This is a genomic window from Paenibacillus sp. BGI2013, from assembly GCF_002843485.1.
In the GTDB taxonomy this organism is placed as follows: domain Bacteria; phylum Bacillota; class Bacilli; order Paenibacillales; family Paenibacillaceae; genus Paenibacillus; species Paenibacillus amylolyticus.
The window spans coordinates 291,854-313,970 of the sequence record NZ_PJFA01000002.1 but is presented as its reverse complement, the minus strand read 5'-3'; the positions used below and the strand labels follow the sequence as shown (position 1 = coordinate 313,970).

22 protein-coding genes are annotated in these 22,117 nt (G+C 46.4%); 12 read left to right on the top strand and 10 right to left on the bottom strand.

Features of this window, described 5'->3' with window-relative positions; all coding sequences use genetic code 11:
• Positions 1-20: 20 nt before the first annotated feature.
• Positions 21-212 carry a tautomerase family protein gene (locus tag CXK86_RS05255; RefSeq protein WP_017691642.1) on the bottom strand — a complete coding sequence of 64 codons (192 nt, stop codon included), beginning with the start codon at positions 210-212 and terminating at the stop codon, positions 21-23.
• A 442-nt stretch (positions 213-654) separates the two neighbouring features.
• Here CXK86_RS05255 and pepT point away from each other — a divergent pair, with 442 nt between their 5' ends.
• Complete coding sequence (gene pepT, locus CXK86_RS05250; protein WP_076251912.1) at positions 655-1,893, top strand: peptidase T; 1,239 nt, start codon at positions 655-657, stop codon at positions 1,891-1,893.
• A gap of 136 nt (positions 1,894-2,029) precedes the next feature.
• Here the strand turns inward: pepT and CXK86_RS05245 are convergent, their stop codons facing one another.
• The gene (locus CXK86_RS05245; RefSeq protein WP_076213954.1) at positions 2,030-2,722 is read right to left on the bottom strand and encodes a Crp/Fnr family transcriptional regulator; all 693 of its coding nucleotides are present in this window, start codon (positions 2,720-2,722) and stop codon (positions 2,030-2,032) included.
• 282 nt (positions 2,723-3,004) lie between these two features.
• On the opposite strand from CXK86_RS05245, the gene CXK86_RS32870 reads away from it, so the two are divergent.
• Positions 3,005-3,844, top strand: a complete 840-nt coding sequence (locus CXK86_RS32870; RefSeq protein ID WP_036612138.1) for a methyl-accepting chemotaxis protein — start codon at positions 3,005-3,007, stop codon at positions 3,842-3,844.
• A 145-nt stretch (positions 3,845-3,989) separates the two neighbouring features.
• Here the strand turns inward: CXK86_RS32870 and CXK86_RS05235 are convergent, their stop codons facing one another.
• A complete protein-coding gene (locus CXK86_RS05235; RefSeq protein ID WP_076251914.1) occupies positions 3,990-5,426 on the bottom strand; it encodes an alanine/glycine:cation symporter family protein in 1,437 nt (478 codons plus the stop codon).
• A 329-nt stretch (positions 5,427-5,755) separates the two neighbouring features.
• Between CXK86_RS05235 and CXK86_RS05230 the strand changes: the two genes are divergently transcribed.
• The gene (locus CXK86_RS05230) at positions 5,756-6,685 is read left to right on the top strand and encodes a response regulator (protein ID WP_036612142.1); all 930 of its coding nucleotides are present in this window, start codon (positions 5,756-5,758) and stop codon (positions 6,683-6,685) included.
• 175 nt (positions 6,686-6,860) lie between these two features.
• On the opposite strand, the gene CXK86_RS05225 is transcribed toward CXK86_RS05230, so the two are convergent.
• Positions 6,861-7,037, bottom strand: coding sequence for an aspartyl-phosphate phosphatase Spo0E family protein (locus CXK86_RS05225; RefSeq protein WP_017691636.1), 177 nt, complete (start codon positions 7,035-7,037; stop codon positions 6,861-6,863).
• A 435-nt stretch (positions 7,038-7,472) separates the two neighbouring features.
• On the opposite strand from CXK86_RS05225, the gene CXK86_RS05220 reads away from it, so the two are divergent.
• Positions 7,473-8,096, top strand: a complete 624-nt coding sequence (locus CXK86_RS05220) for an acetate uptake transporter (protein ID WP_036671640.1) — start codon at positions 7,473-7,475, stop codon at positions 8,094-8,096.
• A gap of 206 nt (positions 8,097-8,302) precedes the next feature.
• Positions 8,303-8,815 (top strand): acyl-CoA thioesterase, encoded by a 513-nt coding sequence (locus CXK86_RS05215; RefSeq protein WP_026081401.1) that lies wholly within the window; start codon positions 8,303-8,305, stop codon positions 8,813-8,815.
• A 41-nt stretch (positions 8,816-8,856) separates the two neighbouring features.
• On the opposite strand, the gene CXK86_RS05210 is transcribed toward CXK86_RS05215, so the two are convergent.
• Together CXK86_RS05210 and CXK86_RS05205 are read right to left on the bottom strand one after the other, a co-directional pair.
• Positions 8,857-9,933 (bottom strand): anthranilate phosphoribosyltransferase, encoded by a 1,077-nt coding sequence (locus tag CXK86_RS05210; RefSeq protein WP_076251916.1) that lies wholly within the window; start codon positions 9,931-9,933, stop codon positions 8,857-8,859.
• An 18-nt stretch (positions 9,934-9,951) separates the two neighbouring features.
• On the bottom strand, positions 9,952-10,545 hold the full coding sequence (locus CXK86_RS05205) for an ANTAR domain-containing response regulator (RefSeq protein ID WP_076251918.1): 594 nt from the start codon (positions 10,543-10,545) through the stop codon (positions 9,952-9,954).
• A gap of 590 nt (positions 10,546-11,135) precedes the next feature.
• Between CXK86_RS05205 and nirB the strand changes: the two genes are divergently transcribed.
• The 4 genes from nirB to cobA are packed head-to-tail and all read left to right on the top strand — an operon-like array spanning position 11,136 to position 15,597.
• Positions 11,136-13,577: a nitrite reductase large subunit NirB gene (gene nirB, locus CXK86_RS05200; RefSeq protein ID WP_101313498.1), complete on the top strand. Its 2,442-nt coding sequence runs from the start codon at positions 11,136-11,138 to the stop codon at positions 13,575-13,577.
• Positions 13,578-13,593: 16 nt separating this feature from the next.
• Positions 13,594-13,911 (top strand): nitrite reductase small subunit NirD, encoded by a 318-nt coding sequence (nirD, locus tag CXK86_RS05195; RefSeq protein ID WP_076251922.1) that lies wholly within the window; start codon positions 13,594-13,596, stop codon positions 13,909-13,911.
• A gap of 37 nt (positions 13,912-13,948) precedes the next feature.
• A complete protein-coding gene (locus tag CXK86_RS05190; RefSeq protein WP_076251923.1) occupies positions 13,949-14,830 on the top strand; it encodes a formate/nitrite transporter family protein in 882 nt (293 codons plus the stop codon).
• Positions 14,827-15,597: a uroporphyrinogen-III C-methyltransferase gene (gene cobA / locus CXK86_RS05185; protein WP_076213931.1), complete on the top strand. Its 771-nt coding sequence runs from the start codon at positions 14,827-14,829 to the stop codon at positions 15,595-15,597. The genes CXK86_RS05190 and cobA overlap by 4 nt, the downstream gene beginning before the upstream one ends.
• Before the next feature lie 233 nt (positions 15,598-15,830).
• Here cobA and CXK86_RS05180 read toward each other — a convergent pair whose 3' ends face one another.
• Positions 15,831-16,469 (bottom strand): TetR/AcrR family transcriptional regulator, encoded by a 639-nt coding sequence (locus CXK86_RS05180; protein ID WP_076251925.1) that lies wholly within the window; start codon positions 16,467-16,469, stop codon positions 15,831-15,833.
• Positions 16,470-16,664: 195 nt separating this feature from the next.
• Here CXK86_RS05180 and CXK86_RS05175 point away from each other — a divergent pair, with 195 nt between their 5' ends.
• Positions 16,665-17,432: an SDR family NAD(P)-dependent oxidoreductase gene (locus CXK86_RS05175; RefSeq protein ID WP_036612166.1), complete on the top strand. Its 768-nt coding sequence runs from the start codon at positions 16,665-16,667 to the stop codon at positions 17,430-17,432.
• Between the two features lie 471 nt (positions 17,433-17,903).
• Here CXK86_RS05175 and CXK86_RS05170 read toward each other — a convergent pair whose 3' ends face one another.
• The 3 genes from CXK86_RS05170 to CXK86_RS05160 form a co-directional block, all read right to left on the bottom strand.
• Positions 17,904-18,191, bottom strand: coding sequence for a hypothetical protein (locus tag CXK86_RS05170; RefSeq protein ID WP_370511430.1), 288 nt, complete (start codon positions 18,189-18,191; stop codon positions 17,904-17,906).
• Positions 18,192-18,327: 136 nt separating this feature from the next.
• Positions 18,328-19,677: a sensor histidine kinase gene (locus CXK86_RS05165; RefSeq protein WP_076251926.1), complete on the bottom strand. Its 1,350-nt coding sequence runs from the start codon at positions 19,675-19,677 to the stop codon at positions 18,328-18,330.
• The gene (locus CXK86_RS05160; protein WP_036612327.1) at positions 19,677-20,354 is read right to left on the bottom strand and encodes a response regulator transcription factor; all 678 of its coding nucleotides are present in this window, start codon (positions 20,352-20,354) and stop codon (positions 19,677-19,679) included. The genes CXK86_RS05165 and CXK86_RS05160 overlap by 1 nt, the downstream gene beginning before the upstream one ends.
• Positions 20,355-20,608: 254 nt before the next feature.
• Here CXK86_RS05160 and CXK86_RS05155 point away from each other — a divergent pair, with 254 nt between their 5' ends.
• Positions 20,609-21,427, top strand: a complete 819-nt coding sequence (locus tag CXK86_RS05155; RefSeq protein WP_076251927.1) for a polyphosphate polymerase domain-containing protein — start codon at positions 20,609-20,611, stop codon at positions 21,425-21,427.
• Positions 21,420-22,100 carry a DUF4956 domain-containing protein gene (locus CXK86_RS05150; RefSeq protein WP_036612177.1) on the top strand — a complete coding sequence of 227 codons (681 nt, stop codon included), beginning with the start codon at positions 21,420-21,422 and terminating at the stop codon, positions 22,098-22,100. Before CXK86_RS05155 ends, CXK86_RS05150 begins: the two co-directional genes overlap by 8 nt.
• The last annotated feature ends 17 nt before the right edge of the window (positions 22,101-22,117 follow it).

The window sequence follows — 22,117 nt, the reverse complement described above, 5'->3', positions numbered from 1 at the left end:
AGATATATATGAACCCTTACTTATTTGTCTAAGTCCGAAAACAGTTTTCCGTTCTTGCCGTAATTGTCCTTCTCCAAATCCTCAATGAAGATAAAGACTTTGCTCGGATCAACATCCAGTGTCTCACAGGCCACCTGAGTCATACGTTCAATCAACTGACGTTTCTGCTCGACCGACTTGCCTTCCAGTACCTTAACCGTGATAAATGGCATGTCTTGAACACATCCTTTCTTCATCATTTATTATGAACCTCAGTTATAGAAATACAAGTACGTACATTTTTGTGACCTAGTACCCTTTTTGATACCTAGTCATCCTCCTATTTCGGTTTTGCCCCATTCTGGAAATGACTGCAAAACATGATATGATAACCGTAGAGAACCACAATAATTACTATACCCAATTTACATAAGTTGTGACTAACGGTTACACGATAACGGAGAGGGCAGAAATAACCTGTAGAAGCGGAGCTAAAAGCTTTCTGCAAGAAAGCTACATCGAAAGCATACGCTATCCTCAGATTTTCACCTTTGTAAAAGTGGATCAAAAAATTTGGGGATAACAGCGATCAGAAGGTTATTCTGGCCTCGTAGTGGATCAGTGTAAAACAAGTTGCTCAACTTATATACTACTCAAGCTAGGGAGCGATAATAGATGAAAGATATTTTAATTCAAAGACTGAGTACTTATGTTCAGATGGATACCCAATCCGATGAAAATAGCGAGACATGCCCTTCCACACCCGGCCAATTGGCCTTGGGCAAACTGCTCGTTGAAGAATGTACCTTCATTGGTCTGCAAGATGTGACGATGGATGAGAACGGTTATGTCATGGCTACACTGCCATCCAATACCGACAAGGATGTTCCCGTAATTGGTTTCCTGGCTCACCTCGATACAGCGACCGACTTTACTGGCAAAAATGTCAAACCACAGGTTATCGATAACTATGATGGTGCTGACATTGTGCTGAACTCGGAACTGGATGTCGTACTGTCCAACAAGGATTTCCCAGAACTGCACGAGTATAAAGGCCACACCCTGATCACAACCGATGGTACAACATTGCTTGGTGCAGATAATAAGGCAGGTATAGCCGAGATCATGACGGCGATGGCCTATCTGATTGAACACCCGGAAGTGAAACACGGTAAGATTCGGGTTGCTTTTACCCCGGATGAAGAGATTGGCCGTGGACCGCACAAGTTTGACGTAGCTGCTTTTGGAGCCAAATATGCTTACACAGTCGACGGTGGACCACTTGGTGAGCTGGAATACGAGAGCTTTAACGCAGCTGCCGCCAAAATTACCGTACGAGGCACCAATGTGCATCCCGGAACAGCGAAGGATAAGATGGTGAACTCTCTGAAAATTGCGATGGAATTGAATCGACGCCTGCCTGTGGAGGAAGCTCCTGAATTCACGGACGGTTATGATGGTTTCTATCATCTATTGTCTTTGGAGGGTGACGTTGAGCTGACAAAGATGAGTTACATCATCCGTGATTTCGACCGGGAGAAGTTTGAAGAGCGCAAAACAAATCTGCTCCATATCGCAAACGAACTGAAGACCAAGTACGGAGAGAAAAGCATCACGGTTGAATTGAATGACCAGTACTATAACATGCGCGAGAAAATTGAACCCGTACGCCAGATCGTCGATATTGCCCATGAAGCCATGACCCGACTGGACATCGAACCTGTTATTCGCCCCATCCGGGGAGGAACGGATGGTTCCCAGCTATCCTATATGGGCATGCCAACACCAAATATCTTCACTGGTGGTGAGAACTACCACGGCAAATTCGAGTATGTATCGGTAGACAATATGGTGAAGGCCACCCGTGTTATTGTAGAGATCGCTCAATTGTTCGAAGAACGCGGAGATATCTAATCCACTTGAAGTGCAGAGCAAAAAGGGCACCCCTTGGTTTATTCGTGAGGGTGCTCTTTGTTGTGCCGTATTGTATTTTATTGTGTCGCGTCATGTCGCTTAGATATACAGGCTTGGTCTTACTTTTAAAATACTATCACTCATATATATTGCCTCCTGCGATGACACGCAACTGTTCCAGATCACAGATCACTAGCTTTCGCTGCACTTTGCGAATAATATCTCGATTACACAGATCTTGAACAACTCTATTAAGATGTCTATAGCTGGTGCCCAGCATATCGGCCAGTTCGGTGAGCTTGGAGGTCTGGATCTCTTCCGAAGAAGACTCGTCCTGGCCCATTGTGGACAACAGATAGCTGGCAAATCGGCTCTCGACTGGATATAACATATTCAGACTCGACAGGTTGGAAAAGGTATACAATTTGTGCGTAACTTGACTCAGCATAAAGTGGAGAAACTTAGGGTTCTCTGCATACGTATTCTGGAGAGCGCGATAGCTGATACCCAGCAGCAGGCTTTTGCTCACAGACTCTACCGTATTCATAGCCTCCTTGCCATTTACCAGTTCCAAATCTCCCACAAGCGCAAGTGGTGTACTGAAACGAAGTAACAGAGACTTGCCGTTAGGCAGGGTGGTATAGATCTTGAGCTTGCCCTGCACGAGAAAATACAACCGCTCGGGTCGTTCACCTTTGGCACATATCATCTCGCCCTTCGCAGCCTCAAGTAGTCGCAACTCAGCGAGCGCAGGCTCGTCCAGCACCTGATCCAACCCATTCTCACGGGCGAGTTGCCGCACAAGTCCAAAGTCCATAATTTCTTTCATTCCGACTTCCCTCCGTTGCCCTATATAATGTACACAAAAGGACACATGTCCTATATTTGATATACATTCGTACAAATATCTTGATATAAAAATAGTTACAACTAACACTTATATCCAATAAATCATTTTAGATGGGAAATATTTTAAAATTTAATCATAAAATGTTCATTCTTTCATGCAAAATGCCGTTCACGAAAAGTCATTTCCGTCCGATGAAAGATAGAGCATTCCATAGATCGTTAAAAATAATACACTCAAATATTGAAAGGATGGTCCTCTTCCATGAACGTTGTAGATGCCCTGCTTAAAGTAATGCCTTATATCAGCCTGATCCTCAGAGAACCAGCTAGTTTAACTCTTTACGATCACGAAAAAGTATTAGATGTCATTATGACAGATAAATTTGATCTTGGTTTTGAAAAAGGAATGTCACTCTTGGAATCGTATCAAAACTTTGCCATCTTAAAAAATGGAAGAGAAGCGACCCTTGCTACTCTCTCCAAGGAAGTTTATGGTATCGAACTGGATATTCTGAACATTCCGATCTTTGATGATCACCAGAAAGTTGTTGCTGTTTTCTGTGTATCTTACGACCAATCTAACCAGAACCAACTTGAAGACATTATACAAGAAAATCAAACCATCAATGGTAACCTCGTTGATATGGTGCAACATGTCGCCGCTCATGCCGAAGAACTGCAAGCAACCAGTGAGCAGATCTTGCAGAACACCAGACTTGCTGTTCAGAACTCTTCCCAAATCAACAAAGTAGCCGGGTTCATTCGTGAAATCTCTGAGCAAACCAACTTGCTTGGCCTGAATGCCGCTATTGAAGCCGCTCGTGTTGGTGAAGCTGGTGCCGGCTTCGGTGTGGTTGCTTCCGAAGTACGCAAGCTCTCTGTGGATGCCAAACAAGCTACAAGTGACATCGATACCAGTCTGAGAGATGTACAACAGGTCATCAAACAGATGGAAGTTGAAGTCTCCCAGATTGCAGCCTCTTCACAGGAACAAGCAACGCTTGTATCCTCCTTTACGGATGTGATTGAGCAGCTTAATGAAACAGGGGAGCGAATGAAAGCTCTGTCCGAACAACTGATCAGCTATTCCGTTAAAAATTAATCAAATATATCTTTGATGAACTTTGGCTAGTGCAAAGATACATTTTATATGCAACAAACAGGACTCGGGTTGCCCATGATGGATAATCCAAGTCCTGTTGTTTGTTGTGCCCATTTTATATAACCAACTACGTTCAGATAAAACCTTAATTGGCTACATGTATTGATTTATCTCCAATCACTTCTTCTTCCGACTGCCAGCATTCCACTTCACCCGGAATATGAATCCGGTCCCGGGTAAAGACGGGATCACGTCCTTCAGCCTTCTGTTTTTTGTAGTCCTTCAACGCTTCGAAAGTCACCTTGGACAGCATCAGAATTGCAATCAGGTTCACCACCACCATGAGCCCCATGAACAGGTCAGCCAAATCCCATACCAGCTGCACTTTGGCTACCGCACCAAACACCACCATCGCGATAACGCAAATGCGGTATACCCACAGCCAAACTTTGTTGGATTTGATAAACTCAATGTTGGTTTCTCCATAGTAGTAATTTCCGATTAGTGTACTAAAGGCAAACAGGAACACCATAACCGCCAGGAATCCCGATGCCCATGAACCAATATGTACACTTAATGCAGCCTGAGTTAATTCAATGCCACCCAGATTGGAACCTTTGTATACCCCGGATAGCAAAATAATCATGGCTGTGCTTGTACATATCACTAACGTATCTGTAAGCACGCCAAACGCCTGAATAAGTCCCTGTTTCACCGGATGGGTTGTATCCGCCGTTGCAGCAGCATTCGGGGCGCTACCCATGCCCGCCTCATTGGAGAACAATCCGCGTTTCACACCGTTCATCAGCGCAGCGCCTAACGTTCCGCCAGCCACCTGTTCGATGCCAAAGGCATTTTTGACAATCAACGCAATCATGGCCGGAAGCTGGGTAATATTCGCAAGCACCACAAAAGCCGCTACCCCAATGTACAATACAGCAAGCACAACAACGATGTATTCCGATGCTTTTGCAATCCGTTTGACACCGCCCATAATAATTCCTGCAAATATCACAGCCATAATGATACCCACCGTTAACCGATCCGTGCCAAATGAGTTCTCAAATGCAACAGTAATCGTATTAGACTGCACCGCATTAAAGACCAAACCGAATGAAAGCGTAATGAGAATGGCAAATAAAATCCCCATCCAGCGTTTGCCCAACCCACGTTCCATATAATATGCAGGACCGCCGCGGAATCCGCCCTTATCCTTCACTTTATAGATCTGAGCCAACGTACTCTCCACAAAACTGGAGGCTGACCCGATAATCGCAATGATCCACATCCAGAATATAGCACCAGGTCCACCCAGTGCGATCGCCAGTGCAATACCGGTAATATTCCCTGTACCTACACGGGCCGCCATACTAATACAAAACGCCTGAAAAGGTGAAATTTTGCCTGGTTCCTTGCTTTTTGGCTCTCGAAGCACCTTTACCATATCTCCAATCATGCGGAATTGCATGAATCGGGTCTTGGTGGTGAAGTATATACCACATACTACCAATAATATAATTAACACTTTGGACCATAGAAAATCATTGAAAATGACGACAATATCTTGTATTGTTTGCTCCATCGGTATGCCCCTTTTTATGGTGTATTTCAAGCACAGAGATGGTTACGCGAAAAGTTTGTACCATTCTGCACAACACTAGCCCCGGACTTCGGGATGTTACTTATACTACAAGAACATCTACGAAAAACGACAAATACCTACATGCAATTCCTACATTTATTTTAAAAATGGGCTTTGACTGCCCAATCATTGTCATTTAACCTGACATGTCAGGTTCTATGCAAGAAGGAAAGGAACGATTACACTGGAACGAGAGTTCATCGCGGCGTTAACCGCCTTTACCATAGATTTATCAATCACACCATTCGCAGAGAAAGGGAATGACTGACATGCGTTATTTTATCGTGGATGATGATCCTGGCGTTCGTTCCATGTTGATGGATATTATTGAGGATGAAGGCCTGGGCGATATTGCCGGGGAAGCTGAGGACGGAGCACATATTCACGCGGAACTGTTGGAACTGCATAAGGTGGATGTACTGCTGATTGATCTGCTGATGCCCCAACGAGACGGGATTCAGACTGTGCGAGCGCTTGAAGGAAGGTTCGAGGGCAAGATCGTCATGATCTCCCAGATCGAGTCGAAAAATATGATCGGAGAAGCCTATTCACTAGGCATTGAATATTATATTACGAAGCCGATTAACCGGTTGGAGATTCTATCTGTTCTGCGGCTGGTGAGCGAAAGGCTTCGGATGCAGCAATCCATCGCAGATATTCAACGGACATTGCAGGGATTGTCCGGTTTGAATTCTACCGAACGTGCTGGGGCTCCGGTTCCGGACAAAACAATCACGACTGCTGGACATTTCCTGCTGTCCGAGATGGGCATGATCGGTGAAGCGGGCAGCAGGGATCTGCTGGACATGCTGGAATATCTGGAGCAGGTAGAGACAGATGAGCATAAGCTGTCCCCCTATACGTTCCCATCCCTCAAAGACATCTTCCAGAATGTAGCGATACGTAAACTGGGAGAAGACGCCTCTCTCGCAGAGGTGAACAAGGAGATCAAGGCATCGGAACAACGTGTTCGCCGGGCCATCTTCCAGACTCTGAGCCATGTGGTTTCTCTGGGATTAACAGATTATACACATCCCAAGTTCGAGAACTATGCATCCAAATTTTTCGATTTCACCGAAATTCGCAAGAAAATGCTGGAGTTGCAAAACAATGTGGAGCCTTCCTTGTCCCAGACACGCATTAATACAAAAAAGTTCGTGCAGGTTCTATACTTGGAAGCCAAACGATTGCTGCATTAAACAGATGCATGATGGATACGATGCAAAAACAAACGGGCATGAATATTACGCCGGTAGGATACCGCCTCTTCAACTGAGGCTGTCCATACCGGCTATATTCATGCCCGTCTGTACGATCAAGCGTTACAATCTATGTGATTTGTTCCGTGTATAAAATTAAAATCGCTTTTTTGGTTCAGGCCCGTGAATGGTTTCGGCTAATTCGGTTATACTCATTAATCAATTCGTCCAATGCCATAGACTGCCGAATCACATCGGGATGCCCAAGACCACCCTTGTTATGCTCTACCAGCATATGAAGGTTATGTCTGGCCTTCTCTATTTTATTTTTCAAATCCAAACTCATAACCATGACCCCTGATACCTCCTTATTCTGTGAACCATTTTAGTTTTTCCTGTCAATCTATAGTTGGATTAACATATGGCATAGGAGACAAGGATGTTTTGTATTCTTCTCCAAATTTTGATAAAGATTATTTTATCACACTAGAGCTTATCCGAAAATGGCTGATATGACGCAATTTTAGTGGTAACACCGAGGGTTGGATTCTAACGTCTGGCCTCATCATCCACGGCCAGAACGGATTGTGTCGTAAATGTGTATATTGAAAAAACAAAAAGTCTATTGGTTCAAAAGGTAATAAAATCCCTTTCCATAATGGGGTCATTCAGGTACAATAGGGCGATGTGTGTGTCCGGACCCGGCGGATACAAATGATGTAATGTAGAGGACGGCCAACGACGGCCATTGATCCTGATTTGATATTATTGGAGGCTTATCATCACCATGCAGACCGATTCACAGACTAAAGTCAAAATTGTTAACGCCGATCCCAGCGCAATGGGATTATTTGGGTTGGCTATCGTAACCCTGGTCGCTTCTTCCCAAAAGCTTGGCATTACAGAAGGACTTAGCTACGCTATTCCTTGGGCGATCTTCCTGGGTGCTTTTGCCCAGTTATTCGCATGTATTCAAGATTCCAAACGCAACAATACCTTTGGCACAACAGCTTTTGGCGCGTACGCATTCTTCTGGTTTGCCATGGCTGCCAACTGGATGATCAAAATGGGCGTATTTGGCTCCACTCTCGCTGAACAGGCCGATGGCAAGCAACTCGGATTTGCTTTTGCCGGATACCTCGTATTCACCCTGTTCATGACGATCGGTGCTATTGAAGCGAATAAAGTATTGCTTATCATCTTCATTCTGATTGACTTCCTGTTCCTTGGCTTGACCTTTGACGCTTTCGGCGTAGCTCCTCACATTTTCCACACCATTGCAGCATACGCTGAACTGGCGATCGGAATTGTGTCCCTGTATGGTACAGGTGCTTCGGTACTGAACGCTCACTTCGGTTATGCGTTCTTGCCGATCGGCAAACCGTCCGGCATTTTCAAACCCAAGGCTTAATATACAGCAGTAAACCGCCAGCGCGCCGGTCCGCGCCTGGCGGTTTTTTTGCAGTCCAACTTCATTTGAATATGTATCAGACCGACACCTATACTAGGGATTATAGATCAAAAATAGACCCTGCAACACACGAAATGTCACAGCAGCCATACTGTCAGGAGGAAAAAAGCATGAGAGAGATACCGAAACCAACGGAGATGGATCAGGTGGAGAAAAAATATGTACGCGAAACACGTTGTTTCAAGACGGCACGGGTGTTCCCAACCGATGTCAACAATCATAATACGTTATTCGGCGGCAAGTTGATGTCCTACATCGATGATATTGCATCCATTGCCGCTTCCAAGCTATGCCGGGTCAATACTGTAACGGCTTCAACCGACTCTGTCGATTTCCTGTACCCGATTAATCCAACGGATTCGGTTACACTTGAATCGTTCGCGTCCTGGACAGGACGAAGTTCCATGGAGATTTTTGTGAAAGTGATTCGAGAGGATCTGAAGACCGGAGAAAAGAAAATTGCAGCGACTGCATTTCTGACATTTGTGGCCCTGGACGAAAATAATCGCAAACTGATCGTACCCCGCATTATCCCGGAGACGGAAGAAGAGAAGAAACTATACGAGACCGCTCCGGATCGGGCGGCCATGAGGAAACAACGGCGGGAAGAGAGCAAGAAATTCGCTGACTTCCTGACCGTTACTTATCCTTGGGAATAAAAACACGCTAAACAATAACAAGATTGAACACTAGCATTACATTATCTGGAAGATGCCGGATAGATGGACACCGCTCTGCTATCCGGCAGTTCACCACCCATGGAGACACACCACTGCTGATAGATGCGATACGCTGCACCGCTCTCCAGCAAGCCCTGACAAGTGTATATGCCCTCTTCGATGGAATTGACACGCCCCGCCGCGTATAAGCGGAAACCTCCATTTAACAAGACCTGATTCACAAAAGCAATATGACCATCACCGCTTAACACACTTTCCGCCACTTCAAGCTGCTTCGCAGCCGTCCAGACCAGTTCCGGCACGGGCATATCCAGTTCATAGGCTGCAGGATCAACCAGTTCCAGCTTCATATCACCGTCTTCCACGGCGTATACGCGGGTTGGCCGATCAATATACAGATCCTCAGAACCTTCCATCCCCTGTACAACATAAGCACGCCGATAGTTAAACCGGGTGAGCAACTTCGCAATCCGATCCAGAAAGGTATTATGAAACACACCAAACACCAAATACGGTGAATGGTTATAATCAATCAGTTTCTCCGCTGTGTTAAACACCGTTCGAAAACCCAACTCTTCCCGTAACGGACGAAGCTTACGAAGAGGTTCGCACCAATCCTCGGAGGATACGTACATGACACCCGAACGCAATGCAGCGCTCCGTGCATCTTCCCGATCCATTTTACGTGTATCAATGCCCACTTCCTTCAAAAGTACAGACAACGTGACGCCCCACTTGGGTGGTAAAGGATCACTCCCATGTAAAGTCACCGGCAACCCAGCCGCCGCGAGTACAAATGCAACCGGAAACGTGGCCATGAACGACTTTGTTCGTCCATCATAGGGACCCGCACAGTCCAATCCATCCTGAAATATGGAGAAACGTTCCGCACTGTTACGACATGCATGAACAAAAGCTTCCAGTTCCTCGACGTTTTCCATTTTCATACGTTCAGCCATTAGAAACGCAGCCGTCTGGGCAGGGGAAACCTCCTGTTTCAGGATTTTCTCTGCTACAGTCAGTGCTTCTGTATAATTCAGATCACGCGAGCCTCGTTTCCCACGTCCGACCTCTCGGAGTATCTGAGACATATCCATGGAGAATCCTCCTTCCAATTAAGACTGGAGCAGTTGATGGGCCTTCACAATCGCTGTAGCTACATCGACCATCCGTTTGCGTTCATCCATCGCTTTCTTGCGTAACAGGTCATAGGCTTCGGCCTCCGAGATCTGCTTCAGATCACTAAGGATAGCCTTCGCCATATCAATCCACTTCCGATCTTCCAGCCTGGATTGCAGCTGCTTCCGTTCCTGCTCCCACTGTTTGCGTTCCATGTAGCGCCGGGCTGCAAAGTGAAGAGTCCAGTGAATCTCGGGCCCAGTCATGGACGGTGTAAGTATTCCATCAAATGAGGTTTCGACCTCGCAAGATTCTGCGGAGGAAGAGGCTGTATCTGGCGCGCACCACCAAAGCAGCGGTGAATCCGACTTCCCCTTTCCCAGGCAGTTCACCCAATACTCCACATCAGCCAGCGACAGATGCAAAATGGACGCTTCGGCCGCACGAGCTAGCTTCACCGCTTCCGCTTCACTGCCCGCCACCTGTACATGGTACCCGTTTGCTCCCAGTAGCCTCTCCGGTGTCAGAGGGATTGCATCGGATGAGGCAGCTATCGTTGGTTGAACACGGATGACCAATAAAGATCGCATGATGGATCAATCCCTCCCCTATTGCTATAATCAGAGTCCACATCATTTAAGACGTTAATACATGAAAGCAATAAACATGTTACATTACCTAACAAAAATTAAGTAGTGACGATTATGCGTCTTATTTTTAACATTAGAATGATCTTTTCATGCCTCATCATGTTGCAATAAAAAAGGGTGAAACACTATACATGGCACCTTTTCTACAGTATTTATCGTATCCAGCGTGCTAACGTTATCTAAAATCCTTCAAACTAAGAAGATATACTCGTAAAACTTCGTCGTCCATTCGATATTCCAATAAACTCATGTAAACATAATTAACTTTAAATTTCAAATACTTTTTTATGTTAACTATATTGACATGAATAGATCGATCTTTTATAGTTAAGCCATAACAACTCCATATTTGAATCGATCACAGTTACAACGGCGTAGCTGGTTGAAACGGCAATGAAGCCTGTTTTGCAATCTCGGAGCAAGGGATGCGTATGTATATGCGCAGTCCTCCGAGGCATAACAGGCTTTTTCGATTTTAGAGACAAGGTTTTGAGGCAGTTTGCAGAATGGACCTAAGGGGGCTAATCATAATGAGTACAACGAAAAAACTGGTGCTGGTCGGCAATGGCATGGCGGGAATCCGCACAATCGAACATATCCTTAAGCTTGCTCCACACGCTTATGAAATTACAGTCTTCGGCGCAGAGCCGCATCCCAACTACAACCGGATCATGTTATCTTCCGTACTGGCTGGCGGAACATCCATCGAAGATATCGTAATCAATGAGTGGAGCTGGTACGAAGATAACGGCATTCGGGTGTACCCGGGTGACCCGGTCGTTCAGATCGATACCAAACACAAGGAAGTTGTATCTCAGGATGGTGTACGCGCAGCCTATGATGAGCTGATTATGGCAACCGGTTCACAGGCGTTCATCCTCCCTCTTCCCGGCGCTAACAAGGAAGGCGTGATCGGTTTCCGCGATATTAAAGACTGCGAGACCATGATGGCAGCATCACAAAAGTATCGCAAAGCTGCCGTCATTGGAGGTGGATTGCTAGGACTGGAAGCAGCGCGGGGGCTGCTCAATCTGGGCATGGACGTCACAGTCATCCATATTAACGGTCATCTGATGGACCGGAACCTAGATTTGCCGGCAGGTCTGATGCTCCAGCGTGAGCTTGAAGAACAGGGCATGAAGTTCCTTTTGAACAAACATACCGAAGAAATCACAGGCAAACAACGGGTAAAAGCCATTCGTTTTACTGATCAAACGGTGCTTGAAGCGGATCTGGTTGTCATGGCTGTCGGGATTCGCCCTCAGATTGAACTGGCTCGCAATACCGGCCTCGATGTGAATCGTGGAGTCATTGTAGATGATTATATGCATACCAGCATCCCTAGTATATCTGCCGTCGGCGAATGTGCAGAACACCGCGGTATTGCCTACGGACTGGTTGCTCCATTATATGAACAAGGTATGGTGCTCGCAAAACGCCTGGCTGGCGCGGCAACCGAAGGATACGAAGGTTCAGTCACTTCTACCAAACTGAAAGTATCCGGTGTGGACGTATTCTCTGCCGGACAATTCAAAGACGCTGCGGACACTCGCAGCATTCGTATTCAGGATGACGTTGATGGTGTGTACAAAAAGATGGTGATCAAAGACGGACAGCTGATCGGAGCTGTATTGTTCGGGGATACCACGGATGGCGCATCGCTGTTTTCCCTCATTAAGAGTGGTGAGAACATCAGTGGTCGGGAGAAAGAAATTTTGCTCGGTGTACCTTCCGGTGGTTCAGGCTCGGGTCCATCTGTCGCAGAACGAATGGCGAGTATGCCGGATGACGAGATCGTCTGTGGTTGTAACGGTGTGACCAAAGCTTCCATTGGAGACGCCGTTCTGAATAAAGGCTGTAATACACTCGGTGCAATCAAATCCTGTACCAAAGCTTCCGCTTCTTGCGGTGGGTGCAAACCTATTATCGAAAACCTGCTCACATATTATGCCGGTGATAATGTAGGTGAACAGACTAAAGAAGGCATCTGTGGCTGTACATCCTATGATCGGGATGAGATTGTTGCACAGATCAAGGAGATGGGACTCAAAAGCGTCAAGGAAGTCATGAATGTTCTCGGTTGGAATGAACCGGAAGGTTGCTCCAAGTGCCGCCCTTCCCTCAACTATTATCTCGGGATGATCTGGCCGGCTGAATACACAGATGAGCGTGTATCCAAATTCACCAATGAACGTTATCACGCCAATATCCAGAAAGACGGTACCTACTCCGTTATTCCACGGATCTATGGTGGTGTCACTTCCCCGGCGGAATTGATCAAGATTGCAACTGTCGCAGAGAAATACGATGTGCCGTTGGTGAAATTCACGGGTGGGCAACGACTCGATCTGCTCGGTGTACAGAAAGAGAACCTGCCGAAGATCTGGGAGGAACTCGATATGCCTTCCGGTTTTGGTTATGGCAAGGCGCTTCGTACGGTGAAGACTTGTGTAGGTAATACGTTCTGCAGATTCGGCACACAAGATTCCATTGAGATGGGTATTCGTCTGGAGAAAAAACTCGACAAGATGGTGGCTCCAGCCAAAGTGAAACTCGCTGTCTCCGGATGTCCGCGGAACTGTGCTGAAGCGACCATCAAGGATCTGGGTGTTGTCGCCATTGATGGCGCTTGGGAGATTCATGTTGGCGGTAACGCGGGAGTCAAGGTTCGTGCAGCCGAGTTGCTGTGTACGGTGAAGACCGATGCGGAAGTGGAAGAGTGGACTTACTCTTACCTGCAATATTATAGAGAGAACGCAAAATGGAATGAGAGAACAGCGGCTTGGATTGAACGGGTTGGTCTGGATCATGTGAAGGAAGCATTGGCGGATCGGGATGTACGTCTCGCTCTGGTTGAACGTCTGGAAGTTACACTGGGTCACACGGTTGATCCTTGGAAAGAAATCATACAAGACGAGAAATTACGTAAAAACTTCACCCCACTGTCCGGTGCCGAGCCGGTAACCCACTAGAAGAGGAGGAACAGCGATGAACAAATTCCGGATTGGACACCTTGCAGATATTGATGAAAAGGGAGCACGGACCTTCCTGATACAGGATACCGAAATTGCAGTCTTCAAACTGAGCGACGGAAGTCTGCATGCCGTCGAGAATCGCTGCCCTCACAAGGGCGGCAAGCTGTCGGAAGGCATGGTGTGCGGGACAGCGGTTCATTGTCCTTTGCATGATTGGAAGATTGATCTGCGTAACGGTAAGGTACAAGAGCCAGATGAAGGCTGCTTGAATACCTACAAAACAGAAGTAGACGGCAACAGCGGAGAAATCTTCATCACAATTGCGGGTTAAAGGCTAGAGATACCCTGACATCAAGGAGGCGTGCGCTATGGATTTTGTTAAACCTGCAGAAGTGCTGCAATCGATGATCGAAGCTGGTGAGAGCAAAGCCAGAATGAATCGGGTACAGATGCTGATCCGCGGTTTTCTGGCGGGGGCTATCCTTGCCTTTGCAACCACACTGGCATATACCGCTGTATCTCAAACTTCCGTTGGTTTGGCAGGTGCACTGATATTCCCGGCAGGATTTGTCATCATTATTCTGCTGGGTCTCGAATTGGTGACAGGAAACTTTGCGATGCTTCCACTCGCGGTGTTGAAACGTAGAATTACATGGATGGAAATACTCCGAAATTATTTTTGGGTGATCACAGGACATCTGCTCGGATGTGCATTCTATGCTCTCTTATACGGCCTGACCATTACCAAGATGGGTACGGATATGAGCAACCCTCTAATTCAAACGCTGATCCAGACCAGTGAAACCAAAACATTGGGGTATCAGCACTTGGGCGGGGCTGGCATTGTACTGGTCACCATCAAAGCCATTCTATGTAACTGGATGGTCACACTCGGGGCAGTGATGGCAATGACGTCCACTTCCACACTGGGAAAAATCGTAGCGATGTGGCTGCCCATTACCATATTTTTCGCTCAGGGATTTGAGCATGCTGTGGTAAATATGTTTGTCATCCCGGCAGGCATGATGCTCGGTGCACAGGTCAGTATGGCTGACTGGTGGCTGTGGAATCAGATTCCGGTATTGCTGGGCAATCTCATTGGCGGAGCTGTATTTACAGGCCTCGGTCTATATGCCGCCCACCACTGGGGAAATCCAGTAAAGCTCTCGTCCAAACTGGCATCCATTCAGGGTGGTCGTTCAGGATTGGCAAGTTCCGATGTTGCACCGAAATTGGGGACACGATCATGAGCCGGGGCCTGGTTAGTATTGTTGGCGCTGGTCCTGGAGATCCGGATCTGATTACGGTAAAAGCCCTGAAACGTATTCAGTCCGCAGATGTCATTATGTATGATCGGCTTGTGAATGATCAATTGCTCGCTGAGGCTCGCGAAGGAGCACTCCGCATCTACTGCGGCAAGGCTCCAGGCCTTCATTCCATGAGTCAGGAGATGATTGGACGGATGCTTGCTGCACATGCGGCGGAAGGCAAACAAGTCGTAAGACTCAAAGGTGGCGATCCGTTCATCTTTGGCCGTGGTGGTGAAGAAGCGCTTGTGCTGGCGGAAGCAGGGATTGCATTTGAGATCATTCCTGGCATCACTTCAGCTGTAGGTACATCCGCTTCATCCCTTATTCCGTTAACTCATCGCGGGATTGCTTCATCCTTCGCATGTGTCACCGGAACCGGCAGTGATGGAAGTGTATCTTCGGTCCGCTGGGATCTACTCGCCCATAGTGTGGATACACTGGTCATCTACATGGGCATTAGCCAACTGCCCCAGATTCAACATGAATTGCTTCACCATGGCAAAAGTGGACACACCCCTGCGGCTTTAATCGAACGGGGAACCACCTCGGAGGAACGGATTATTACCGGCACACTTGCCGAACTCCATTCCCTCGCCAAGTCGCATCAAGTGAATAATCCGGCATTAATCATGATCGGCGAGTCCGTCCTGATCCGCGAACAGCTGCTTCAGATGCAACAGGCCGCGAACGCCTCCATGACCGGATAATCGAATTGGATTTCTTCATCTATATCAATTGAACTAAACATTTACACAAAACGGAGAGGACAGAAACGACCTGAAGAAGCGGAGCGTTCGCCTTTATCCCCGGATTTACCCTTTATAAAAGGAATCAAAAAAATCTGGGGATAACAGCGATCGGAAGGTTGTTCTGTCATCGGAGTGTGCAGTGTAAATATTCTTTAGTTCAATTGATATAGAACAAAACTCTCATTCGACCTTTAATCCAACAGCATACGCTCGTGAATAGTCCGACCCTTCTGCCCTGGTTCAATCAGCAGACGGGTCGGTTTGATGTTAATCAGCGCCGTAAGCTGCTCTCCCATATAATGCGCAGAATATTTGAATCCAATCTCCGCCCAATGCATGATTACACCTACCGTTGCAGATACCAGATAACTTAACATGATGTCGTAATTAATCGTCCACTCACTATCCTCGGTCACCAATACAAAATCTTCGGTTAGATACGTTCTAAACATATTGCATAGCCGAGAGCTCATATCTGAATGCATTGTTATTAACGCACGAAAGATATCCTGATGGGCTTCAATATATTCGAATACAGGCATCGTGGATGGTAGCAATGCAGTCATGTCCACTTCTGTAAGCTGTACGTATGGTTCTGCATAAGCTCGCCCCACTCCCTGCATGAAATCATCCAGAATGAACTGTAACAACTCCGGTTTGCCGGGAAAATGTAAATAGAAGGTTCCACGGTTGTAATCCGCCCGTTCCGTAATATCCCGGATTGTGAGGGCATCCGCTCCCTTCTCTAATATCAAAGAAACCGCCGCAGCGATGATCGCATCCTGCGTTCTTCGTGCTCTCCGGTCCTGAGGATGTTCAATGATCAACATTTTCGCCTCCTTTGTTCATTATTGTAATATAAATGAACACCGCTTACACCTCTGTCCGATAGCTGACATATGCGATGTCAATGATTATTGTCACATTGCTATGTATATCTTAACATTGAGACAGGAAAGATAGACGACAGGTTGAAACTTTTTTTGAGAAATACCTGCCAATAATGAATAAGGAGCGGATAGTTCATGAGTACATCTTATACACATACAGCCGTAATTACAGGAGCAGCCGGGGGCATTGGTAAAGAATTGGCACGCCGCCTTGCTGAGCGCAAAATCAATTTGGTTCTGGTGGACCTGAATGAAGAAGCCATCCAGCAGACAATTACTGATCTGAACCTCGACAAAGAGCACGTCATCGCCGTAAAAGCGAACGTATCCCAAGAAGCAGACGTGAAAAACTATGTGCAAAAAGCATTGGATGCTTTTGGTCGAATCGATTATTTTGCCAACAATGCCGGAATTGAAGGTCCAACAGGGCTGATCGAAGACCTGAGTGTTGAAGCACTGGATACGGTATATAACGTCAACATTCGTGGGGTATTCCTGGGTCTGCAAAATGTCATTCCAGTGATGAAAAAACAAAAATCCGGTGCGATTCTTAATACCTCTTCCCTCGCGGGTCTGATGGGTGCACCTGCTGTATCTCCATATATTATGTCCAAACATGCCGTAGTTGGTCTCACGCGTACCGCTGCAAATGAACTGGCACCTTATAATATCCGAGTTAACGCTGTATTGCCAGGTACAATCAATACACGCATGATGCGTCAGATCGAAGCTAATTCCGGTAACGTGGAAGACTATCAATCAGCAACCGTGTCCAGCATTCCAATGGGCCGTTATGGCGAACCGGAAGAAGTAGCAGCGGTCATGAACTTCCTGTTATCCGAAGAAGCATCTTATGTAACAGCTTCCCTTTACACCGTAGATGGCGGTATGGTGGGTCAATAAGAAGCTATAAACGGTGGGATTGATAGGGATTGGGTCGATAGAACTTCAAGTCCATCCTTAAAAAAGTTATACCGACAGGTGTTCCCGAAGGGATGCCTGGTCACTACAATCTAAAAAAGGCCTCAACACCACAGTATTGTGGAGTTGAGGTCTTTTTGACAGTTCAACACTTGCCATGCATTAGGCTTCATCTGTGAGATTTCACTTTTGAAACAGCCATTTAACGCCTCGTTGCACCATGTGATCACTCTAAGTTACTCTAACGAACCTAGGGCACCTTATTTCGGCAAAAAGCGCTTATTTCCCGAACTAACGAATCTCAGACACGCTAATTCCGCGGAAATGCTTTAACAGCATGGGAAAGTCCTAAAATCCATAGAATAACGTGTCTGAGATTCGTTACATTCCCAAACGAGCGAGAAATACTCTTATAAGGCGTATCAGGTTCGTTAGATTTTGCCCACACTTAACTTAATCGACGTATCCCGCGTGACCCTTGTCCATCAAGTAGTCCATCTCAGCATCCAGGATGCTTTCCACTGTCAACTCATCCAGCTTCACATCTTTACGACTAAGAATGTAGTCAGCCAGATCATCGCCGTCAATATCAACATCATTGCCTTTGGAATTCTCATGCGCCTTGTTGATGTACGCTTGCTCATGCTTCAGCACAAGGGCGATATTCGCCTGGCTTGCCTTCGTTTTATCTGCAATATATTGCATCATTTCTTGTTCATTAATTGCGTTTGCTTCTGCCACGTTCAGTCATCTCCTTGATTCATACATACTGTTGCCATTGTAGCATAGGTTAACCCATTACAGGCAGAACTTATGCCTGAAGAACGATTATATAGCGGTAGCGAAGGTTAGTGTGGAGCCGGCTCATCACTCTGCCCTACGACAACCGCACGTAAAATGTAGCACCCTCTCCGACTACACTTCGAGCGTATAGCTCTCCTTTATGCTGATCCACAATGGAACGAGCAATCGCCAGACCCAGACCATGCCCACCATGCTTGCGGGCTCTTGACGAATCGGTACGATAGAATCGATCGAAGATCCGATCCAGATGTTCGGGTGCAATGCCTTCACCTGTATTGGACACGGCTAGCATGACATCATTATTCTGTTTCTGAAGGGTGACGTTTACGGCGCCTTTTGGACCGGAATACTTCACCGCATTATCGAGCAGGATCAGAATGACCTGTTTGATCTGCTCACTGTTCCCATGAACCGTAAGATTCGGCTCAATGTTGTAGTCGAGGGAAATGTTTTTCTCAAAAATAACGGCCTCCATCGGCAAAATAATACTCTCTACCGCATCGCTTATATTAAACTTCGCATGAATCATCGTGGAGCGTGAGTCATCCATCTGTGTCAGATAGAGCAGATCATTCGTAAGTCCGGTCATGCGCTCAGTTTCCGACTTGATATAATGAAGCCACTTCGCCTGGTTCGCTATAGTATCCTCCTGATTGGCAAGCAGTACGTCGGCATTGGTATTGATGATCGCCAGCGGTGTCTTCAGCTCATGTGAAGCATCCCCGATGAATTGTTTTTGCTTCTCAAACGCTTCTCTGACTGGTGCAATGGAGCGATTCGCAAAATAACGACTCAGGAAGTAGATCACAATCAACATGACCAGTCCAACAATAGCAAAGGTATAGATCAGATTCGTTAGAATGCCTTGTTGTGCCGTCACATCAATAAATACGATCATATGCCCGTCACCGCTCGGATCAACCACATAGGCCCAGTCCGTTCCATCCAGCGTAAATTGCCCCGTCTGCCGTTCCGAATCACCAACTTTATTCTGGTCAACCTTTTGTAACGCCTCGGTGTAGAACGTATCTTCCATATCAAATCGGGAATGTGTATCCGTAATCTTCCACTTATCATCCGTCTTAATCATGAACGAAACGGAACGTGCCGGAGGTGAGTTGGGATCACCTCCCGGTCCTCCATTATCACCACCCATGGTATCGGAAGGAAACGAATCTGAACCGGAACTTGAACTTGAGCCTGTATTACCACCTGTACCGGAACCCTGCCCTTCCCCGCGCGGCATCTTGGATGAATTATAAGGACTGTGATAGAAATCAGACACCTTGTACAACTCCATATTTGTCTCACGTTGCACATTCTGATAAGTAATCGTATAGATCGTCGCAAATGCCACCAGCATCATAATGGAGATGGACACCAGATTCACGATCAAGAATCGATTTCGAAGTTTCTTGAACATCAGGACGTCACCTCAAGTACATACCCCACACCCCGAATCGTGTTAATGCGGACGGCAGAGTTCAAGAAGGTTAATTTTTTGCGTAAAAAAGAGATATATACTTCCACATTGTTATACTCCACTTCCGAATCAAATCCCCATAACTTCTCAATAATCTGCTCTTTGGAGGTAATCGCCTGTTTGCGGGCAATCAACAGCTCCAGCAGTTCATTCTCCTTCAGATTCAGCTTAATCTCCTTACCCTGTACGCTCAGCTTCAGTTGAGTTGTATTCAGCTCAATGTCGCCAAACTTCAGTCCATCCTCGGGAACCACTTCTCCCTTCCGTCGTAAGGCTGCTCGAATTCGGGCCAGCAATTCCTCTGTGGCGAAGGGCTTGGCGATATAATCATCGGCACCATAATCGAGGCCTGTGACTTTGTCCGATAGTTCACCCTTGGCAGTAAGCAGAATGACAGGCGTATGATTGCCTTCACTGCGAAGTTTCTTCAGGACGGTGATCCCGTCCATCTCTGGCATCATGATGTCGAGTAGTAACAGGTCGTAGATGCCGCTCTGCGCATAATCGAGTCCTGATCTGCCGTCGTGGACCATGTCCACGGAGTAGTTGTTTTTTTTCAAAATCTGCGATACAGCCTCTGCCAAATGAACCTCATCTTCCGCAATTAATATTCTCATCATCTATTCATTCCTCTGCTTGAATTATTTCTCTCAATGGACTTGTTTTATATGTTCTTATTCTATCAATCAAACCTTGAATCAATCTTAATTCATTTTGTGTATGCGCACTATTATAGGAAGGTAAAAAAAGTGTTAACGCAATGTAAAACCATTTAAGATTCATTCAAGGTTGGGGCTCTAAGATACAGACATGGAAGCAATACACGATGCAACAAAACATACAACCCACCAACGAAAGGAATGAGTCCCACATGGCAATTGAAGTATTCAACCGATATGAGAGCAAGTATCTTCTGACGGATGAGCAGTACGCGCATTTCTACAATGACCTGCTGAAATACATGGAGCTGGATGCCTACAACAAGAAACATGAGTATTACTCCATCAGTAACCTGTACTTCGACACTCCACAGGATTCGCTGATCCGCGCCAGTCTCTCCAAACCAAAATACAAGGAGAAGCTGAGACTGCGAGCTTATGGAATCCCTGAAGAGAATGCCAGAGTGTATCTGGAGATCAAAAAGAAAGTCTTTGGCCTGGTGAACAAACGCAGAACAGCCTTGAAGCTGGATGAAGCTTACGAATTCGTGAGTTCGGGACAGGCACCGGAGCTGGCAGATTACATGAACAAACAGGTTGTGGAGGAAATCAAATACTTCCTTCGCCTCTACGATCTGGAACCAAAAGTGTATCTGGCGTATGAACGCAAGGCACTCTTCGACAAGAACAGCCGGGATCTTCGCATTACCTTTGACACCAACATTCGTAGCCGCAGATACGATCTGAAGCTCGAACAGGGAGATTACGGTGAGCCGCTGGTGAAGGACGGTCGATGGCTGATGGAAGTGAAAGCCGAGAAAACCGTTCCGATGTGGCTGTCACAACTGCTGTCCGAACATGGACTGTACCGTACCGGATTCTCTAAATACGGCAACGAGTTCAGACATCTCGCGAGAACAACCAACCTGAATTACCAGACAGAGCGGATTCTTGTACCAGGTACCGATTTCAACCCATCCATAGAACAAGATAAAACGATTATAGAAAGAGAGCGTGTCCTATATGCTTGATTCACTATTCAGTTCAGCCCTAACCGATACTAACCTGACGTTTAACAACGCAGTCATTACCATTGGTCTTGCCATCATTCTGGGATTGGTCATCAGCCTTACCTACATGAAGACTAACCAAAGCACATACTCCCAGAGCTTCACCTTAACGATGGTTGTCCTGCCCGTCATCGTCGCCATCATCATCCTGCTCATCGGCAGCAACATCGCACGAGCTTTCAGCTTGGCAGGTGCCTTCTCGATCATCCGATTCCGAAGTGCCCCTGGTGATCCAAAGGACATTGCTTACGTATTGTTCACGATGGCTTCCGGTCTTGCCTGCGGTGTAGGCGCTTTTGGATACGCGGTGCTGTTCACCATTATCCTGTGTGTACTCATGTTTGTTCTGAGTCGCTTCAACTTCGGTGGCAAGAAAAGTCAGCTGAAAACGCTGAAAGTCACCATTCCCGAAAACTTGAGTTATGAAGAAGCTCTTAATGAAGTGTTCCATACATTCAACGTACCTTTTGATCTGAAAAAAATCAGAACGACCGAACTCGGCAGTCTGTATGAGCTGGTCTACAGTGTAACCATTCACGAAAGTGTTAGCCAAAAGGAATTCCTCGATGCGATCCGCACACGGAACGGCAACCTGGATATCTCATTAACCATGAGTCCAACAACGGAATATTAATTTATAATTCGAAGGGA

Coding starts and splice junctions, on each gene's coding strand:
- CXK86_RS05255 (WP_017691642.1), bottom strand. CDS start 212: ATGCCATTTATCACGGTTAAGGTACTGGAAGGCAAGTCGGTCGAGCAG.
- CXK86_RS05175 (WP_036612166.1), top strand. CDS start 16,665: ATGAGTACATCTTATACACATACAGCCGTAATTACAGGAGCAGCCGGG.
- CXK86_RS05160 (WP_036612327.1), bottom strand. CDS start 20,354: ATGAGAATATTAATTGCGGAAGATGAGGTTCATTTGGCAGAGGCTGTA.
- CXK86_RS05230 (WP_036612142.1), top strand. CDS start 5,756: ATGCGTTATTTTATCGTGGATGATGATCCTGGCGTTCGTTCCATGTTG.
- CXK86_RS05150 (WP_036612177.1), top strand. CDS start 21,420: ATGCTTGATTCACTATTCAGTTCAGCCCTAACCGATACTAACCTGACG.
- CXK86_RS32870 (WP_036612138.1), top strand. CDS start 3,005: ATGAACGTTGTAGATGCCCTGCTTAAAGTAATGCCTTATATCAGCCTG.
- pepT (WP_076251912.1), top strand. CDS start 655: ATGAAAGATATTTTAATTCAAAGACTGAGTACTTATGTTCAGATGGAT.
- CXK86_RS05180 (WP_076251925.1), bottom strand. CDS start 16,469: ATGTTGATCATTGAACATCCTCAGGACCGGAGAGCACGAAGAACGCAG.
- CXK86_RS05210 (WP_076251916.1), bottom strand. CDS start 9,933: ATGGATATGTCTCAGATACTCCGAGAGGTCGGACGTGGGAAACGAGGC.
- CXK86_RS05225 (WP_017691636.1), bottom strand. CDS start 7,037: ATGGTTATGAGTTTGGATTTGAAAAATAAAATAGAGAAGGCCAGACAT.
- CXK86_RS05235 (WP_076251914.1), bottom strand. CDS start 5,426: ATGGAGCAAACAATACAAGATATTGTCGTCATTTTCAATGATTTTCTA.
- cobA (WP_076213931.1), top strand. CDS start 14,827: ATGAGCCGGGGCCTGGTTAGTATTGTTGGCGCTGGTCCTGGAGATCCG.
- CXK86_RS05155 (WP_076251927.1), top strand. CDS start 20,609: ATGGCAATTGAAGTATTCAACCGATATGAGAGCAAGTATCTTCTGACG.
- CXK86_RS05190 (WP_076251923.1), top strand. CDS start 13,949: ATGGATTTTGTTAAACCTGCAGAAGTGCTGCAATCGATGATCGAAGCT.
- CXK86_RS05205 (WP_076251918.1), bottom strand. CDS start 10,545: ATGCGATCTTTATTGGTCATCCGTGTTCAACCAACGATAGCTGCCTCA.
- CXK86_RS05245 (WP_076213954.1), bottom strand. CDS start 2,722: ATGAAAGAAATTATGGACTTTGGACTTGTGCGGCAACTCGCCCGTGAG.
- nirD (WP_076251922.1), top strand. CDS start 13,594: ATGAACAAATTCCGGATTGGACACCTTGCAGATATTGATGAAAAGGGA.
- CXK86_RS05220 (WP_036671640.1), top strand. CDS start 7,473: ATGCAGACCGATTCACAGACTAAAGTCAAAATTGTTAACGCCGATCCC.
- CXK86_RS05165 (WP_076251926.1), bottom strand. CDS start 19,677: ATGTTCAAGAAACTTCGAAATCGATTCTTGATCGTGAATCTGGTGTCC.
- nirB (WP_101313498.1), top strand. CDS start 11,136: ATGAGTACAACGAAAAAACTGGTGCTGGTCGGCAATGGCATGGCGGGA.